The following is a 17,075-nucleotide window of genomic DNA, read 5'->3' on the forward strand; positions in this document are numbered from 1 at the left end:
CTGTCGGGGCCGTCTCCGGACGGCCCCGGCGGTTTCCGGTGCGCGGCTGAGCGGCGATCAGAGGGACAGGTGCACGCGGAGGGCGTCGTCCAGCTGCTTGAGCACCGCGGGCGGCAGACCGCCGATCCGAGCGCGGAACCTGGCCGCGGCGACCGTGCGCACCTGCTCGGCCTGCGCCTTGGAATCCGCGCCGAGCCCGCAGTCCTTGGCGGGCAGCAGCACTTGGAACGGGTACACCTTCGCGGTGTTGGAGGTGATGGGCACGACGGTCACCACACCCCGGCCGCCCCGTCCGGCGGCCCGGTTCGCCGCGTCGTTGCTGACGACCACGGCCGGGCGGATCTTGTTGGCCTCGGCGCCCTGCGCCGGGTCCAGGTCCACCCAGTAGATGTCACCTCGCCGCATCGAGGACACCGTCTGGCGCGGTCACGTCCCACATGTCGGCGTCTCCTCCGGCTTCCCACTCTTCCCACGCACTCGCGTAGGCGTTCTCCAGACCCGCCTCGCGCAGCAACGTGATCGCCTGGTGGATCACCGACGATCGCGAGGCACTCCGGTGTTGCCGCAGGTAGCGATCAACGAACTCTACGTCCTCCTCGGGGAGGCTCACACTGATTTTCATACCTCCGATGCTACCTCCGGTGCTACCAGCTGGCCACCGTCGCGTTGCTCCCGTCACCGAACGCCGCCAGACCGGTGAGACCCGGTTGGAGGCCCATCGCCCGGCCCGCTGGTGCGGGGAGAGATCGCGATGATCAGGATGAGCGAGAGCGGCAGCACCATGGCCGCCGGGCGACCGAACCACTCACCCAGGGCCGCGCCGTTCAGCAGCAACACCGGGTCGGCCTTCGATCAGCCGCACCACCACCGGAACCTGGTCGCGGGTCATGCCGGCCGAACCCGGAGTGCAAGAACCGACGCCCCCGACCAACACCGCGACCGGTTCCGCGAGTCGATCTTGTTAGGCTCAGTTCGCGCTGTTCAAACCAGTGGGGCGGGTGGGGTTCGAACCCACGACCTGACGGATTATGAGTCCGCTGCTCTGACCGGCTGAGCTACCGCCCCCTGACGTGCGGTTCCGGAGGGTACAGAGGGGAGCTCCGCCGCGTCTCGACAACCCGGGCGGCGTGACCAAGCTGTGCACTGGTGGGCTACGGGGCTCCGAGGTCGGTCGGGCGGTAGCCCGTCGGGTAGCCCGGGTAAGTGCGGTTCCTCGGGTCGTTGGTCAGGCGTGGTGTCTTGCGTGGCGGGAGCAGGAGGACGGTGCGGGCGCGGGTGCGCAGGGCCGCGTGCGCGATGGCGGTGAGCACCGGCGGTGGGGGGCGGAAGCCGAAGGCGGTGAGCATCGGCCGGTCGAGCATCGCCAGCACGGCCCGGGAGGTCAGGGCGCGCGGCGCGGGGTACCAGGAGCAGAACAGGTCCAGCGTGTACTGGCCGATCGCGCGGTTGGTGTCGCTGTAGGTGAAGTGCTCGCGCTCGTACCCCCGCTTGAACTCCAGGTACGAGGAGTAGGTCGGCGGCAGGGACTTGATGCCCATCCGGACGCCGACCGCGGTGTAGAAGTGGAACGCGGCCAGCCGCTCGTGGTCGGTCAGGGGCCGCCAGCCGTACCGCGTGATCCACTCGATCGGGTCGAAGATGAACGTCGACAGCACGTACCGCATGTCGTCGTTCGAGATCTCGTACCGCCCGTGCAGCCGGTTCACCACGCGCAGCGCCTCACGGCCGCGGGGCGAGTCGTAGCCGTGCTCCACCAGCTCCGCCATCAGCAACGCCGTGTCGTCGTACCGCTTCTGCGGCCTGCGCTCGAACTCGCCCGTCCGCGCCAGCAGGGCCGAGATCGACGGCACGCAGTAGGTCCGGAACAGGGCGAACTCCAGCGACCGCACGTAGTCCCAGGGGAACTCGTACCCGGACGAGATGCGCATGATCTCGACGTGGTCCCGCTCGGGGTCCAGGGACGTGATCCGGCGACGGTTGGCGAAGCGGTCGGCCATGCGGCTCAGCCTGCCCCAAGAAACCGGCGCGAAGGGGTGACAATCGGGTGACTCGCGGGTACCCGACCCCCATGAGGACGACAAAACCCCAGGTCGACCGACCTGGGGTGCCATCGCGCTCCCCCTACTGGATTCGAACCAGTAACCCTTCGATTAACAGTCGAATGCTCTGCCATTGAGCTAAGGGGGAATGTTCTGTTGTAGGCCGGGCCACCCGGCCCGACAGGACGTAACTCTAGCGCATCCGGAACAGTGCTCGCGCACGCCCCCCTCCCTCGTCGGGTAGGAAGGGTGTGACCAGGCACGATCTCCACGAGAGGACATCGGACATGAAGGGCATCCTGCTCGGCGCCGCCGTCGGCTACGTCCTGGGGGCGCGCGCCGGACGCCAGCGCTACGACCAGATCGTGCGCGCCTACCGCTCCCTGTCCGACCACCCGGCCGTACAGGGCGCGGCCGGCATCGTCCGCGCCAAGGTGGGCGAGAAGACGGGCTTCGGCCGGCACCAGCCGCACGCCAACGGCCATCGGCGCGACCCCGTCATCCCGCGCACCAACTAGGACCCCGACCGCCGACGACGTCGCCGTGGCCGCCTCGAACCGGGGCGGCCACGGCGCGTCACGGCACCCGCGCCACGGCGAAGACCCGGCGGAACGGGAACCACGTCGTGCCGTCCGCACGACGCGGGTACGCCTCCCGCAGCATCGGCGCCAACCGGCCCCGGAACGCCGCCCACTCACCGTCCCCCAGCGCCGCGCGGATCGGCCGCAGCGCCGTCCCGGTGATCCACTCCAGCACGGCGTCCTCCCCCTCCAGCCGCTGGAGGTACGTCGTCTCCCACGCGTCCACCGAGCAGCCGTCGAGCACCTCGGCGTACCCCTTCGGGTCGAGCACCGGCGACGGCCGCAGCAACCCCCGCAACGCGGGCCACGACGCCTGTACCAGCGACCGCACCAGCTCGTGCGACGGCCCGGAGAAGTTGCCGGGCACCTGCATCGCCAGCCACGCGCCGGACGGCAGCTCCCGCACCCACCTGCGCAGCAGGTCCTCGTGCCCCGGCACCCACTGCAACACGGCGTTGGTCACCACCACGTCGGTGTCGGGCTCCGGCTCCCACGACGCCACGTCGCCCACCCGTGCCTCGACCCCGCGCGCCCGTGCCGCGGCGACCATCTCCGGTGACGAGTCCAGCGCCTCCAGCACCGCCGACGGCCACCGCTCGGCCAACGTCCCGGTCAGGTTCCCCGGACCGCAGCCGAGGTCGACCACCCGGCGCGGCGACGTGGCCCCGACCCGCGCCACCAGCTCGTGGAACGGGCGCGAGCGGTGGTCGGCGAACGCCAGGTACTTGCCCGGATCCCACATGCGCACCCCTAGTAACAGTACGGACGTACTGCAACAGTACGCGCGTACTGCGAACCGGGCCAGTCAGCCGCGCAACTTGGTGATCTTCGCCGCCACCGCGGCCGCGACCTCCCGGATGCGCTCCACGTCGGCGCCGGGGTCCGGCCGCACCTGGAGCACCACGCCGTCGCGCCCGGCGACCTTGCGCTGCACGAACCACGCGCCGACCGTCGGGTTGTGCTCCCGCGTCCTGATCGACCCGGTCACCCGCTCGTGCACGACCTCGGGCACCTTGCCCGGCGACTCCAGCGGGAACCGCCGCGGCGCGAGGTCGCGCAGCACCACGGCCTCACCCGCCGTGCCGTCCTCGACCGCCTCGATCACCGCCAACGCGTTCCCGCTCCACGTCGCCTTGCTGATCAGGTGCCACCCGACCCGGCGGGGGCCGGCCGGATCGGGCACCCACAGCCCGTACGAGGTCGCCACGAGCCAGTCCGAGCCGACCGCGGCCGACGCCAGGACGTGCTCCTCGGCGTCCAACGCCCCGGTGAACCCCTCCGGTGCGCCCGAGCCGAAAACCCTCCGGAACAGCCCCATCACAGCCCGCCCACCGCTTGTTGGCCCAACGCCTTGTGGTAGTCCTCCAGCGCGATGAGGTCGCCGAACAGGGCCCGGTACTCGTCGGGCTCCTCCACCGGCGACACCCGCCGCAGCCGGGACTTGATCTCGGTGATCTGCCCGGCCACCAGGATCTGCTGCAACCGCGCCAGCACGCTCTGCACGTACCGGTACTCGTCGTCCGCCTTGACCCGCAGGGCCTCCACGGACAGCTCGGTCAACACCGACCGCACGGCCTGCTGCCGGCACGCCTGCGACACCGCGTCCAGGAACGCCGGGCCCGACAGCCCCGACGACGCGCCGCCGGCCTGCCGGATCGCTTGGTGCAACGCCAGGTACGCGGGGTGCGTGAACGCCTCGTCCGGCAGCGAGTCGTAGTACGGCCCGGCCATCTCCGGCAGCTGCAGAGCCGCCTTCAGCGCCTCCCGCTGCGCCCACAGCGCCGGGTCGCGCGGATCGGGGCGCGGCGGCCCGTCGACGTCCAGCGCGCCCTGGTTCGGGTCGACCGGTGCGGCGGCACGACGTGACGGCGCGGGCGCACGGCCGGTCGCCGTCTCGCGCACCCGGCGCACCACGGCCGACTCGTCGTCCCAGCCGACCCACCAGGCCAGCCGGGTCGCGTAACCGTCCCGCTTGGCCCGGTCCTTGATCTGCGCCACGAACGGCACCATCGTCTTCAACGCCTCGACCCGGCCGTCCACCGAGTCCAGGTCGTAGTCGCGCAGCCGGGTCTTGATGGCGAACTCGAACAGCGGCGTGCGGCGGGCCACCAGGTCGCGCACCGCCACGTCGCCCTTGGCCTGGCGCAGCTCGCACGGGTCCATGCCGTCCGGCGCGATCGCGATGTAGGTCTGCGCGGAGAAGGCCTGCTCGCCCTCGAACGCCTTGAGCGCCGCCTTCTGCCCGGCCGCGTCGCCGTCGAAGGTGAAGATCACCTCGCCGTTCATCGAGTCGTCGATGAGCAGCCGGCGCAGCACGTTCATGTGGTCCGCGCCGAACGCCGTGCCGCAGGACGCGACCGCCGTGGGCACGCCGGCCAGGTGCATGGCCATCACGTCGGTGTAGCCCTCGACCACGACGGCCTGCCTGCGCTTGGCGATCTCCCGCTTGGCCAGGTCCAGCCCGAACAGCACCTGCGACTTCTTGTAGATCGGGCTCTCGCTGGTGTTGAGGTACTTGGCCTGGATCGGGTCGTCGTCGAAGATCCGGCGCGCGCCGAAGCCGACGACCTCGCCGCCCATGTCCCGGATCGGCCACAGCAGCCGGCGGTGGAACCGGTCGATCGGCCCCTGCCTGCCCTCCTTGGTCAACTGGGACTTGATCAGCTCGGTGAGCTCGAACCCGCGCCCGAGCAGGTGCTTGGTGAGCTTGTCCCAGCCGCCGGGTGCGAACCCGCAGCCGAACGTGCGGGCCGCGGCCTCGTCGAAACCGCGTTGCGCCAGGAACTCCCGTGCGGCCAGTGCGTCCGGCGTGGCCAGCTGCTCGGCGTAGAACTCGGCGGCGACCCGGTGCGCCTCGATGAGCCTGCTGCGGGTGCCGCGGTCGCGCTGGACGGTCGCGCCGCCGCCCTCGTAGGTGAGCTGGACGCCCGCCCGGTCGGCCAGCCGTTCGACGGCCTCCACGAACCCGAGGTGCTCGATCTTCATCACGAACGCGATGACGTCGCCGCCCTCGCCGCAGCCGAAGCAGTGGAACGTGCCGTGCGAGGGGCGCACGTTGAACGACGGCGACTTCTCGTCGTGGAACGGGCACAGGCCCTTCATCGCGCCGGCGCCGGCTCCGCGCAGGGAGACGTGGTCGCCCACGACCTCGTCGATCCGGCTCCGGTCACGCACCAGTGCGACGTCGCTCTCCCGGATGCGTCCTGCCACGTCGAGCGAGTCTAGTGCTGGCAGACTGGTGCCCGTGACCGCAGGCGAGAAGACCTTGGCCGCCGGGCAGACGCTGGCCTCGACCTTCACCGGCCATCGCTCCCACCTGGTCGGCGTGGCCTACCGGCTCACCGGCAGCGTCGCGGACGCCGAGGACGCGGTGCAGGAGGCGTGGCTGCGGCTGACCGGTCTCAGCCCACAGGCCCGGGCCGACATCCGGGACCTGCGGGGCTGGCTGACGACCGTGGTGGGCCGGATCTGCCTGGACCGGCTGCGGTCCGCGGCGGTGCGGCGGGAGCGGTACGTCGGGCAGTGGCTGCCCGAGCCGTTGGTCACCTCCGGCGAGGACGACCCGTTGGACGCGGTGGTGCGCGACGACGGCGTGCGGCTTGCGGCCCTGGTCGTGCTGGACCGCCTCACGCCCGAGCAGCGGGTGGCGTTCGTGCTGCACGACGCGTTCAGCGTGCCGTTCGCCGAGATCGCCGACGCGTTGGGCTGCACGGTCGCGACGGCCCGTCAGCACGCCTCACGCGGTCGCAAGGCGGCCGCCGACGCCGACCCGCCGCCGAGGGTGGCGCTGGAGGAGCAGCGCGAGGTGCTCGAACGGTTCCTCCGGGCCCTGGCCACCGGCGACGTCGACGCGGTGATCGGCCTGCTGCACCCGGACGTGGTGCTCGTCGGCGACGGCGGCGGCAAGGCCAGGACCGCGGCCCGCGTGATCAGCGGCGCGGACAAGGTGGCGCGCTTCATCCTCGGCCTGCTGCGCCGGTACGGCGACGTCGAGGGACGGCCCGCGCTGGTCAACGGCGACGTCGGGCTGGTGTTCGGCGCCCAGGGCGAGCTCACGCCGAGGGTCGAGGCGGTCGTGGTGCGGGACGGCAAGGTGGCCGGCGTGTACGACATGTCGAACCCGGACAAGCTCGGCCACGTGCCGTTCCCCGAGAGCCCTTGAGACCGGTTACGGCAGCGGCACCCGGCAGGCGTCGCCCGAGGTGAAGCCCTGGTCGGTGATGCCGAACGCCGAGTTGAACCGGCCGCGCTGGTTCTCCACCGCGATCAGGTAGGTCAGCTCGACCAGGCCCTGGTGCCCCAGCCGCCGGTCGAGCTCGGCGACCTGCTCGTCGGTGACCGCGGTGGGCGTCTCGGTCATCGCGTCGGCGTAGGCGAGGGCCAGCTTCTCCAGCTCGGTGTAGGAGTCCGACGTCCGGTAGTCGTGGATGTGCTTGAGCCGGTCGACGTCCAGGCCCTCGTGCTTGATCAGCATGGTGCCGAAGTCGACGCACCACGAGCAGCCCAGCTTGACCGCGGTCAGGTACTGCACCAGTTCCCGCAACGACGCGGGCAGCGTCTTGGCCGCCTTCTCCAGGGCCATCTCGTGCCGTGCGCTCGCGACGAACAGCTTGCGGTGGTGGGCGGCCACGGTGAACGGCTCCGGCACCGCACCGAACCGCCGCTTGGCGAACCGGTAGGCGAGCCGCACCAGCGGGTTGGCCTGCTTGGTGGTGATGACCGGGATCCTGGGCATGTCCCCTCCTCGTTTCGGGTCTTCACCCGGAGGACGAGGAGGGGGCCCGGGACGTGACAGTCCCCGGGACATCAACTCACGGCTTGGCGACCTGGGCGAGGAAGAAGATCGCGCCCGTGTCGGAGTGCCGGACCAGCAGCAGGTAGGGCCGGTCGACGCGGACGGTGCGGGCGGGGTCGGCCGGGATGAACGACGTCATCCGCATCACCACGGCGGTCGCGGCGGCGCCCTCGAAGCCCTGCTCGTCCAGCCGCAGCACGGCCTCGTGCACCACGTCGTCCACGTAGAGCCGGGGGTCGGGGCTCAGGCCGGTCAGGTCGGCGGCCGCGCGGTCGAACATCGTGCGCACGCCCACCTGCTGCAACGCCTCGGCGAGCGAGACGTTCACGGACAGGTCCAGCTTGGGCAGGAACAGCTCGACCCGGTCGTGGTCCAACGCCTCCAGCACCCCGGGCACGCCCTCCGTGCCGCCGAGGTCGCCGTCGGGCAGCAGCACGACCGCCTCGACCTGGCCGCGCGCGGACAACGCCACGGCCTCCCACCCGTCACGCCGGGCGTACCGCATGGAGCCTTCACGGCGCATGGTCGCGACGTCCCCGGCGCCGCGGAACGGCAGCTCGGCGGTGTCGTGCTCGGGGAACTCCTCGCGCCACGCGCACTTCAGGTACAGCGCGTTGACCAGGGTCGCGACCGTGTCCGACGTGATCGAGCCCGCGTCGAGCAGCTCGGGGATCAGCTGGTGCGTGGTCTCGGCCACGTCGGCGTTGATGAGCTCGCGCGCGCCCTCGGGGTCCTCGGCGAACGGCGCGGAACGGGCCTTGGCGCCGGGCCACCCGGCGAGGTCGGTGAGGAACCCCTCGTTCAGCGGCAGCCCCTGCCACGCCCACAGGGTGTTGGCCACGGCGAACTCGGCGTCGTCCCCGACCACCGCGCCCTTGAGCACCTTCGCGTGGTCCGCGCCGAGCAGCGCCACCAGCTCCGCCTCCGTCTCGCCCCGCGCCGCCTGCGCGGTCATGCCGAGCGCGCTCGCCACCGAGTACGGCGACCAGCAGGCGTTGCGCGTGCGGTCGGGCGCGATGGCGTCGTGCAGCGCAAGGGCGAACGTCAGGTGCGCTCGATCAGGCACGAGGTCTCCTCAACCACTATCGGGTCGTCCGGGATCGGACGTTCGCCCGCGCCGCTCGTGGGTCCGAACGGCCTGGGATGGCGCGGCTCGCGCACCCCGGCGGAACCGTCGTCGGGGTCGTCGTCCCACCCGCCGGGGCGCCCGTCGTACGGCAGTTCACCACCGACGTGCACCGGGTCGCGGCTCGGTCGGCGCCACGGCCACGGACGGCCTGGCGGTCTGGTCTGCTCATCGGCCATGACGTCGAGTGTGCCACCGGTCACAGGGGTTCGGGGCTGCCGTTCGCCAGCGCCCGCCGCCACGCCACGGCCTGGGCGTCGGTGAGCGAGGCGACCTGGTCGACCACGACGCGCAGCCGTTCGGCGTCCGTGCCGGCGGCGGCCCACGCGGGGTGGAACGCGGGGTCGAGCGTGTCCGGGGCGCGCATCAGCAGGAGGTGGACCAGTTCGGCGACCAGTTCGCGCTGCCGCGCCTGCATGGCCAGCCGGGACGGGTCGCTCATCACGTACCGCACCGCGACCGCCTTGAGCAGCGCCACCTCGGCCGCGACCCGGGGCGGCACGACCAGGTCGGCCCGGTAGCGGCTCAGCGGACCGTCGCCATGCACCTCGCGGGTCGCGCCGACCGCGGCCGAGGCGAACCGGCCGACGAGCTCGCTGGTGAGCCGCTTCAACGCGACCTGGGCGCGCAGCGAGCCGTCGTACTCGGCCAGTTCGGCGATGACGGGCAGGCCGAGCAGCCCGGTCGCGGTGGCCTCCAGCACGGACACCGGCTCGTCGGAGAAGTGCTTGGCGGCCAGGCCCGCGATGGCGGCGCGCTCCGCCGGGTCGCCGAGGGCGGACAGGCTGATCCGGTGCGCGAGCACGCCGTCCTCCACGTCGTGCACGGAGTAGGCGACGTCGTCGGCCCAGTCCATGACCTGCGCTTCCAGGCAGCGCCGCCGGTCCGGCGCGCCTTCACGCACCCAGGTGAACACGGCGAGGTCGTCGTCGTAGGCGCCGAACTTCACCATCCCGGGACGTCGGGTCCACGGGTACTTGGTCGCCGCGTCGAGGCACGCGCGGGTCAGGTTGAGGCCCTTGGCGGTCTTGGGTTCCAGCCGGGTCAGGATGCGCAGGGTCTGGGCGTTGCCCTCGAAGCCGCCGCACGGCCCGGCCAGCTCGTCCAGCGCGCGTTCCCCGTTGTGCCCGAACGGCGGGTGCCCGATGTCGTGGGCGAGGCCCGCGGTGTCGACCACGTCCGGGTCGCACCCCAGCTCCTCGCCGATGCCGCGGCCGATCTGGGCGACCTCCAGCGAGTGGGTGAGCCGGGTGCGCGGCACACCGGTCACCTCCGCGCCCTCACCGGGACCGACGACCTGGGTCTTGCCCGCGAGCCTGCGCAGCGCCGCGGAGTGCAGCACCCTGGCCCGGTCCCGGGAGAACGGCGAGCGGCGCTCGGTGCGCGCTCCGGGCAGCACCGCCACCTTGGGCCGCTCGGGGAGCAGCCGCGCGGAGTCGTGCCCGGTGTAGCCCTGGATCATGTGCCCGGCCTCATCCGCCCAGGGTAAGGGCACTACAGCAGGATGCCGTCGAACGCGCCCGCGGGCGCCCTCGTCAGGTGGTAGTAGAGCAGCGCGCCGGTCTCGCGGCGGATGAAGAACAGCTGGGTCTCGCGGGTCTGCACGTTCGGCCCGCTGCGCGTCGGGGACGTCCAGGCGGACAGGCCCTCGTCCTCGGCCATGGTGCGCGCCCGCAGGGAGTGCCACGGGTCGCTGACGATCACGGCGGTGGTCAGGGACTTGGCCTTGGCCGCGGCGGCGAGCGCCCGGATGCTGCCCAGCGTGTCGGTGCCCTCGCCGACTTCGAGGATCCGGTCGGCGGGCACGTCGTGCTCCTCCAACCAGATCCGGCCGGCCTGCCCCTCGGTGAAGTTGTCGCCGGGCTGCCTGCCGCCGGTGGTGGCGATGTAGCCGACCACGCCCTGCTCGTACAGCCGTCGGGCGTGCTCCAGCCGTGCCTCCAGCACGTCCGACGGCACGCCGTTGAACTGGGCCGCGCCCAGGACCACGGCCATGTCGGCGTGCGTGCGGTCGTCCTCGCGGGCCACCTGCCACACGCGGAAGGCCGTGCCGCCGACCACGAGGATCCCGATCACGAGGCCGCCGAGGACGGCGCGGGTCACCAGCCTGCGGAGTCTCGGCAGGAACGTCACACCGAGGATGATTCCACACCCGCTCGGGCGTGGGCGCTGCCAGGATCGCGGGCATGCAGCCACTTGCTCCTTGCCCCAGTGGCTGGCGGATCGGGTACAGGGCCAGCGATGGTCGATTCGGTCTAGTGACGAGGACCGGCGGAGGAGCATGCGTCCACGCTCAAGATCGCACATACGACCGACTAACTGCACAATCAGTACTAAGTCATTCGAGTTAACCATCTTGCCCGCCCAGACGGTTCACCGCTAATGTGCAGTGCCGAGTCACATTGCCGAAAAGAGGTCGCAACATGGCCACGCCGACCCTGATTCCGGACGGCTTCCTCAAGCAAGTCCTGGACGAGTTCGGCATCCAGTGGACACATCTCTCGATTCTATCAGCAGCGGTAGTCAGCATCCTCGGCCTCGAAAAATACGTGAACATCGGCCTGTGGATCCTCGTCACGATATCCGCTTTCTGTATAGTCTACGTATTCCGCAGACAAGTGTCCGGGAATTTCCCTCGCGCGGTCCTCATATCGACGCCACTAATCTTGATACTGATCGTGGCGCCGCTGCTCGTCCTGAAGTCCGTTGCGATCGAAATTCCGCCTTGGCTGCAGGCGAATCGCCTGAGCGTCACCCTGTACCTAGCCGTCGCCATCATGATTCCAGTGGCATATCTTCTACTGAGTTACCGGGTACAGGAGGAGCAGTTCGGCGGACCCTACCCGAGGGAGATAAGGGACGCGATCCGCACCGAAGTGGTCGAGCTCCCGTTCTATCGAAAGAACCAGGTCTACGACTTGGAAGTCCTCAAGGTCGAGCAGAATACGCTGACCATGCGAATGAAGCTCTCGTATGTGCTGGTGAACCGCACGAAGAGCGCTCGAGAACTGGCGCCAGGGGTCGCTCCGGGCCTGCGCACCATTCGCCCCGTCAAAGTGACAGTCGCAGGGAAAGACATAGATCTCACCGATCCTGAGATAATGACCGAGCGCGGCATGCGGGTGCCTCGACTGTTCGGTGCTGGCTCGGAGACGGACATCGAATTCATCGTGGATGTGGATTATCAGGCGCGAGACAACGACCTATACACCTCGTGGATTCCGTCGACCAGCCTGACCCTCCGGATAACCAATAAGTACCCGATCAGCTTCCACGTCGAGCACCTGATGCAGGGCAGGGTCGACCCGACGGCCGATGGCAACACCGTTGAATACCGAGTCGACCACGCTATTCTCCCTTTTCAAGGATTTCGTATGACCTGGCTGGACAAGCGAGGCACTACTTGATCGCTGACAACCGAAAAGAGGAAATGATGAACAAGCCGATTGAGCGCGAGGGCGCCGAAATGGTCCCAGGACTACTCCGCGAACTCGTAGACGCCAGCACCGACGAGTCAGTCAGCGCGACTAGTTATATAATTCCCGACTCTCCGCAATTGACTGAATGGAGGTCCAAGCTGCCGATTGCGGGCAGCCCCCGAGTGCCAGCTGCAGACAATTGCCGCGGGTAGCAGAGTGGCACCCCTTTCCTTGTGGCTGGAGCTCGACACCCGATGCAATCTCAATTGTCAGTTCTGCTACAATCCGTGGCGACCGGATCCAGATTCCGCTCCTGCCACCATGCCCTTGTCATCGCTGAAGACTGCAATCGACACACTTGCTCGCACGATAGAACTCGAGTACGTGGCACTCTCTGGCGGCGAACCCCTACTCTACCGGCAACTCGCGGAATTAGTTGAGTTCATCAGTCGGCGCGAGATCCCCACGGTGTTGACCACCAACGGCCGAGCGGTGACAAGGAAGCGGCTTTCCTCGCTCGCGGACCAAGGACTGAAGGCGATACAGGTCCCCGTCCTTTCGCATTTCCCAGCACTACACGACGAGCTCGCGGGAGCGAAGTCCTGGGACAGCGCGATCAAAGCGCTGGCGATCTCCAAGGAGTTGGGCCTTGGCACCACGTTGGTGACCGTCCTGACCGCAGTGAATATCGACCATCTGCAGCATGTTCTGCGACTGGCGGATCTGATCTCGGCTGACCGGGTGATCGTCAACAGATTCCACCCGGCAGGTCAAGGATTGACTCATGAGCACCGCTTATCCCTGTCGACCGACGAGTTCGACACGCGAGTTTCAAGCGCGTTGAACTCGTATACTCCTCCGCTAAACGCGGAAGTCGTCTTCGGCACGGGAGAAGTCGTCGAACGGGACGCGAAAAGCGGTCACCTCGCGCTCCGTCGCAGCCATCCCAGCCAACAGGTGAACAGGATCACCGTCTCACCTATTGGTGAGGTCAAATTCTGCAATCAGTCGACAAGCGCGTACACCAGGTTCGACGCTCACAGCATCGAGCAACAGTGTCAGGCGCTCGCCCGCGATCTCCGCGAAGATGACCAAAGTCGGTTGTTGTCGACTATTCGTGGCTGTGAATGCCGAGGTTCATAGGCATTATTCTGAACACTAACATTGGCGGGCGCGCTGCCGGTGACGCACTGCACCGACGACGGCGCGGGGCTCGTCTACCGCGGCACGGAACTGGTGGAGGCGGTGTCCGAGCGGTCGACGGGCGGCGCGTACGTCGTGACCCGCGACGAGTCTTCAGCAACCGCACAGGAGGAATCGCTCGACATCAGGCGGTTGTGAAACGGACCGTTGAGGTGTGGGAAGACGCTGGTGGGTGGTCGTGGTCGCGCTGATCGCCGGCATGGCCGCGGTGGTGTACCCACGGCAACCGGAGTGCACCGCACAGGCATCACCGCCCGCGACCACCTCGGCGGAGACCCCGCGTCCGGCCGCGCCACGCACCGCCGAGGCACCTGCCCCGGACCTCTCGGCGGCGGTGGCGCGGGCGGTCGAGGCCGCGGCCGGCATCGACCTCGGGTTGGCCGTGCTCGACCTCGACACCGGCGCGGTGGCCGGTCACGCCGCCGACACCCCGTTCCGCTCGGCGTCGTTGAGCAAGCTTTTGGTGGCCGTGGACATGCTGACGTCCGGCGAGGTCCCGTCGGCCGACCTCGATCGTCTGAAACGCGCCCTCAGCCTGAGCGACGACAACGCCATGAACGCGCTGTGGACCTTGCACGACGGCGTGGGCGCGATCGACCGCGTCGCCGCGCAGGCGGGCCTGACCGCCACCAGCGCCCCGGCGGACGCTTCCCAGTGGGGCGACGTCGAGATGTCGGCGAACGACGTGGTGCGGCTCTACCGGTACATCGTGACCGCCCTGCCGGCCGCCGACCGGGACTTCATCGTCACCGCCCTGTCCGCCGCCTCCCCCACCGCCGCCGACGGCTTCGACCAGGCTTACGGCCTGCTCGCCCCGGGCGCCCCCATCGACGCCTACGCCAAGCAGGGCTGGATGTGGTACCTGCCGGCGGACTTCTACCTGCACAGCGCCGGCGTCGTCGCCAACCACTACGCCGTCGCCGTCCTGTCCATCCAGACGGGTGTCGCCGAGCAGACCGCGAAGGACCGCCTGACCGCCGTCACCTCGGCCCTGCTCGTCATGCTCACGGCAGCCGGCTGAAGCAACGCGCCTCAGGGCGCATCAAGGCCCGGAAGTGCGCGTCGAGCCTCGACGCGAACGCGTGCTGGGCGCCGAGTAGCCGGAACGGGGACGCGTCGATCCGAGGTGGGCGCGTCGGTGCCGCGTCGCTATACGGGTGGGCATCCTGGTAGGCACACCGCACGCAGGCATCAACCGCACAACGCAGGCATCAAGGGGGCGACGGTGGCGACGTTGTCGACCGCGTTGGACGACCACGCGGACGTCGAGTGGAACGTGTTCGGCCTCATCGATGACGACCGGGTGGAGCCGGGCGAGCCGGGGTGGGCCGCGTTGGGCTCGCCGAAGACGATGTTGACCGGCAAGAACGGCGCGATCTTCCGCAGCGGCGGGGCCATGCACCGGGCGGGCGTGCGACTGGAGTCCTGGGACGGGCCGCCGGAGCCACCGGATGGGACTTGGGACGCGGTGTGGGAGGACGAGATCACCTTGACCTCGGGACTGCTGCGACTGGCCGCCGTGACGGCAGGCGTGTCGGAGGAGACCCTGCGGGTCGGTGCTCCCGGTGTGTACGCGATGCGCGTGTGCTGCCGAGGTCGGGCGGCCGCTCTCGAAGCGGGGTTCATGCCGTACACCGGGGAGGTCGTCGAGCACTGGGTGATGCAGTTCTGGCCCCGGTGAGGAGCGGGACGGACGGGGTGACCGCCCGTCCCGCCCACCGTCACGGTGTCGCGTTGACGTGGAACGCGTCGCTGTCCAGGATGCGGTCGTAGGAGTACCAGGCGCCCAGCCACCTGCCGGCGGCCTCGTTGTCGGGGCCGGGGACGCGGGCGACCGAGAACCGCCCGTCACCCCGGGCCGCGCCCTGGTGCGTGGCGTTGAACGGGTATTCGTCGCACTGGTACCTGCCGCCCTCGGCGTAACCGGCGCCCCACTCGGCGACGCACGCCTTCACCGCCTCCGTGCGGTTCTGGTTCGTGTTGTTGAAGTACCACCTGGTGAGGGCCTCACCCTCCACGGCACCGCGGATCGTCTTGCCGTCGATGCGCGGGATGGTCAACTGCGGCGACTGCATCGCGAGTCGGTAGTGCGCCGCCGACTCCGTCATCGCCGCGAACTCGGGACGACTCACCGGGAAGTGGATGACGGCCTTGACCCGACTGAAGATCGCACCGTTGTGACCGTTGAGGTTCAGGTAGTTGACGGTGTCGTACCGGACCTTCTGCGGCGGGCTGTCCTGCGACTGGGGCTTGGAGCCCGGCAACCCCACCACCCTGGCGGTGGCACGCGACCAGAAGTCCATGTAACCGAGGCGGTTCGGGTTCTCGGGCGTCAGCACGGGAGCCGTTGACGTGAAACGCGTGGAGTAGGCCGGCACACGCTCCCACTGCGCCAGCGACTTCTCCGCCTCCGCGGGGTTCTGCGAGTCCTCGGTGCATTCATCGCCGTTGACCAGCGGCGTGCACTCCAAGTCCAACTTGAGGAAGGTGGCTTCCTTGAGCGCCGGGGTGTTCGACACGATCTGGTCCACGAAGGTGACGAACCGGACGGCCCGGTCGCGTTCGGACCCGAACCCCAGGATCGTGACGCGGAAGGTCGACGTCACGACGAAGCACATGCCGCCGACGCACACGCGGTCGCCCTTCTCGCCCTTCATGATGCGGCAGAACGCGTAGTGGTTCTTGATCCAGCCATCAGCCGAGCCGGCCTGGTCCGCGTGCTCTTGGCACTCGTAGGGGCTGGTGATGTAGTCGTACTCGAACGGCGGTGGGGACCAGTCCTGCGCGGTGACCTCCGGCGGACCGTAGTCCGATTGGTAGGTCGCCGTGGCGTCGCGGTCCTCCTGCCGCAACTGCTCCAGGCTGGGCCGCACCACGGAACGGGCACCCGTGTCACCGGTCGCCCCGGCCTCGTTGGCCGGGAAGAACCGCAACTCCGAGGACACCACGGTACCTTCGGACAACAGGTCGGACGGAATCGCATCCGGATTCGCCGATGCGGGCAGAACTCCACCCGCCACTATTCCGGATGCGATCAGCGCCGTGACCAGAACCGCATCCGCGCGCGCCCCGATCGCATGAAATGTGTTGTCATCGCTCGCCTTCGTCGGTGTGGAAAAAACAGCCCGAGAGGCCGCGAACGAAAAATCCCCCGCGCATGAGCGCATTGAAACCTACAGGACCCCCCGCCCCGAGATGTGCCTCCCCAGCACATTTGCGAAACTACCAGCGCCCGATAAGCCCGACAACACTGAATATATTCCACCCGAATGCGCATTGATCAATCGCGGCCCGATGGCGCATGACGTCGTGGAGCGTCGTGTCCTCGCTCGATTGGCTCGACAGCAGGTGCTCACCCGCCCGAATCCGTTGCGGTTCCACGTGATCCTCGAAGAAGCGATCCCGGAACGGCCGGTCGGTTCGAACGTGGTGATGCGCAACCAACTCCAACGCCTGCTCGACACCACGCAGGACGACCACATCACCGTCCAGCTGCTGCCGAAGTCGATACCGGTCGGGCGCTGTCACCAGCCGCCTCCCTGGACGCATCAGGGAGGCGGTGAAGACTTATGCCTAACCGGACGCGGCAAGGGATGTGGCATGACCAACCGGCGCAAGAGCAGCTACTCGGGCGACGGCGGCACCGGTGGTGGTGACTGCGTCGAGGTCGCGATGCAGGGCGAGCGGTACGCCGTTCGGGACAGCAAGAACCCTGACGCGGGCACGATCACCGTCACCCGCGCCTGGCTCGACGCGATCAAGTCCGGCGCACTCGACCAAGTCCTCGCCACTCCTGCGGGGCACTTCCGGTCCGGGTTGAGACTTTGGTCGAGTACCGGCGAGCTGACCGGCAGGTTTCAACGACGTCCTCAGGAAAAGTCTCACAAAGGAGTTCAAAGATACGCTTGAAGG

Annotated in this window: 20 protein-coding genes and 2 tRNA genes; 8 read left to right on the plus strand and 14 right to left on the minus strand. The window is 69.1% G+C overall.

Annotation, left to right across the window (positions count from 1 at the left end; genetic code table 11):
- Positions 1–57 precede the first annotated feature (57 nt).
- From ACYVLT_RS10185 to ACYVLT_RS10205, 5 genes are all read right to left on the minus strand, one after another.
- On the minus strand, positions 58–405 hold the full coding sequence (locus ACYVLT_RS10185) for a type II toxin-antitoxin system PemK/MazF family toxin (RefSeq protein ID WP_461119879.1): 348 nt from the start codon (positions 403–405) through the stop codon (positions 58–60).
- Positions 392–622, minus strand: a complete 231-nt coding sequence (locus ACYVLT_RS10190; protein WP_123743529.1) for a ribbon-helix-helix domain-containing protein — start codon at positions 620–622, stop codon at positions 392–394. The genes ACYVLT_RS10185 and ACYVLT_RS10190 overlap by 14 nt, the downstream gene beginning before the upstream one ends.
- Before the next feature lie 368 nt (positions 623–990).
- Positions 991–1,065, minus strand: a tRNA-Ile gene (locus ACYVLT_RS10195).
- Positions 1,066–1,151: 86 nt separating this feature from the next.
- Positions 1,152–1,997 carry an oxygenase MpaB family protein gene (locus ACYVLT_RS10200; RefSeq protein WP_461119880.1) on the minus strand — a complete coding sequence of 282 codons (846 nt, stop codon included), beginning with the start codon at positions 1,995–1,997 and terminating at the stop codon, positions 1,152–1,154.
- Between the two features lie 118 nt (positions 1,998–2,115).
- A tRNA-Asn gene (locus tag ACYVLT_RS10205) sits at positions 2,116–2,187 on the minus strand.
- Positions 2,188–2,326: 139 nt separating this feature from the next.
- On the opposite strand from ACYVLT_RS10205, the gene ACYVLT_RS10210 reads away from it, so the two are divergent.
- Entirely contained in the window at positions 2,327–2,557 is a 231-nt protein-coding gene (locus tag ACYVLT_RS10210) for a hypothetical protein (RefSeq protein ID WP_360453190.1), read from the plus strand.
- Positions 2,558–2,615: 58 nt separating this feature from the next.
- Here the strand turns inward: ACYVLT_RS10210 and ACYVLT_RS10215 are convergent, their stop codons facing one another.
- The 3 genes from ACYVLT_RS10215 to dnaG form a co-directional block, all read right to left on the minus strand.
- Positions 2,616–3,362: a trans-aconitate 2-methyltransferase gene (locus ACYVLT_RS10215; RefSeq protein WP_461120161.1), complete on the minus strand. Its 747-nt coding sequence runs from the start codon at positions 3,360–3,362 to the stop codon at positions 2,616–2,618.
- A gap of 63 nt (positions 3,363–3,425) precedes the next feature.
- Positions 3,426–3,938, minus strand: a complete 513-nt coding sequence (locus ACYVLT_RS10220) for a hypothetical protein (protein ID WP_461119881.1) — start codon at positions 3,936–3,938, stop codon at positions 3,426–3,428.
- Positions 3,938–5,830, minus strand: a complete 1,893-nt coding sequence (gene dnaG, locus ACYVLT_RS10225; RefSeq protein ID WP_461119882.1) for a DNA primase — start codon at positions 5,828–5,830, stop codon at positions 3,938–3,940. Before dnaG ends, ACYVLT_RS10220 begins: the two co-directional genes overlap by 1 nt.
- A gap of 34 nt (positions 5,831–5,864) precedes the next feature.
- On the opposite strand from dnaG, the gene ACYVLT_RS10230 reads away from it, so the two are divergent.
- The gene (locus ACYVLT_RS10230) at positions 5,865–6,782 is read left to right on the plus strand and encodes a sigma-70 family RNA polymerase sigma factor (RefSeq protein ID WP_461119883.1); all 918 of its coding nucleotides are present in this window, start codon (positions 5,865–5,867) and stop codon (positions 6,780–6,782) included.
- 6 nt (positions 6,783–6,788) lie between these two features.
- On the opposite strand, the gene ACYVLT_RS10235 is transcribed toward ACYVLT_RS10230, so the two are convergent.
- The 5 genes from ACYVLT_RS10235 to ACYVLT_RS10255 all read right to left on the minus strand — a co-directional run bounded on the left by ACYVLT_RS10235 (position 6,789) and on the right by ACYVLT_RS10255 (position 10,674).
- On the minus strand, positions 6,789–7,355 hold the full coding sequence (locus tag ACYVLT_RS10235) for a carboxymuconolactone decarboxylase family protein (RefSeq protein ID WP_461119884.1): 567 nt from the start codon (positions 7,353–7,355) through the stop codon (positions 6,789–6,791).
- Positions 7,356–7,431: 76 nt separating this feature from the next.
- Positions 7,432–8,481, minus strand: coding sequence for a serpin family protein (locus ACYVLT_RS10240; protein WP_461119885.1), 1,050 nt, complete (start codon positions 8,479–8,481; stop codon positions 7,432–7,434).
- A complete protein-coding gene (locus ACYVLT_RS10245; RefSeq protein ID WP_461119886.1) occupies positions 8,460–8,720 on the minus strand; it encodes a hypothetical protein in 261 nt (86 codons plus the stop codon). The genes ACYVLT_RS10240 and ACYVLT_RS10245 overlap by 22 nt, the downstream gene beginning before the upstream one ends.
- A 20-nt stretch (positions 8,721–8,740) precedes the next feature.
- A complete protein-coding gene (locus tag ACYVLT_RS10250) occupies positions 8,741–10,003 on the minus strand; it encodes a deoxyguanosinetriphosphate triphosphohydrolase (RefSeq protein ID WP_461120162.1) in 1,263 nt (420 codons plus the stop codon).
- A gap of 32 nt (positions 10,004–10,035) precedes the next feature.
- Complete coding sequence (locus ACYVLT_RS10255; protein WP_360453170.1) at positions 10,036–10,674, minus strand: YdcF family protein; 639 nt, start codon at positions 10,672–10,674, stop codon at positions 10,036–10,038.
- 290 nt (positions 10,675–10,964) lie between these two features.
- On the opposite strand from ACYVLT_RS10255, the gene ACYVLT_RS10260 reads away from it, so the two are divergent.
- From ACYVLT_RS10260 to ACYVLT_RS10280, 5 genes are all read left to right on the plus strand, one after another.
- On the plus strand, positions 10,965–11,948 hold the full coding sequence (locus ACYVLT_RS10260; RefSeq protein ID WP_461119887.1) for a hypothetical protein: 984 nt from the start codon (positions 10,965–10,967) through the stop codon (positions 11,946–11,948).
- Positions 11,949–12,176: 228 nt separating this feature from the next.
- Positions 12,177–13,103: a radical SAM protein gene (locus tag ACYVLT_RS10265; protein WP_461119888.1), complete on the plus strand. Its 927-nt coding sequence runs from the start codon at positions 12,177–12,179 to the stop codon at positions 13,101–13,103.
- Positions 13,104–13,124: 21 nt separating this feature from the next.
- Positions 13,125–13,301: a hypothetical protein gene (locus tag ACYVLT_RS10270; protein ID WP_461119889.1), complete on the plus strand. Its 177-nt coding sequence runs from the start codon at positions 13,125–13,127 to the stop codon at positions 13,299–13,301.
- 16 nt (positions 13,302–13,317) lie between these two features.
- Complete coding sequence (locus ACYVLT_RS10275; protein ID WP_461119890.1) at positions 13,318–14,184, plus strand: serine hydrolase; 867 nt, start codon at positions 13,318–13,320, stop codon at positions 14,182–14,184.
- Between the two features lie 204 nt (positions 14,185–14,388).
- Entirely contained in the window at positions 14,389–14,844 is a 456-nt protein-coding gene (locus tag ACYVLT_RS10280) for a hypothetical protein (RefSeq protein ID WP_461119891.1), read from the plus strand.
- A gap of 40 nt (positions 14,845–14,884) precedes the next feature.
- Here the strand turns inward: ACYVLT_RS10280 and ACYVLT_RS10285 are convergent, their stop codons facing one another.
- Positions 14,885–16,108 carry a NucA/NucB deoxyribonuclease domain-containing protein gene (locus ACYVLT_RS10285; protein ID WP_461119892.1) on the minus strand — a complete coding sequence of 408 codons (1,224 nt, stop codon included), beginning with the start codon at positions 16,106–16,108 and terminating at the stop codon, positions 14,885–14,887.
- A gap of 142 nt (positions 16,109–16,250) precedes the next feature.
- Between ACYVLT_RS10285 and ACYVLT_RS10290 the strand changes: the two genes are divergently transcribed.
- Complete coding sequence (locus tag ACYVLT_RS10290; protein WP_461119893.1) at positions 16,251–17,072, plus strand: Scr1 family TA system antitoxin-like transcriptional regulator; 822 nt, start codon at positions 16,251–16,253, stop codon at positions 17,070–17,072.
- The last annotated feature ends 3 nt before the right edge of the window (positions 17,073–17,075 follow it).

It is taken from the genome of Saccharothrix stipae, assembly GCF_054781895.1.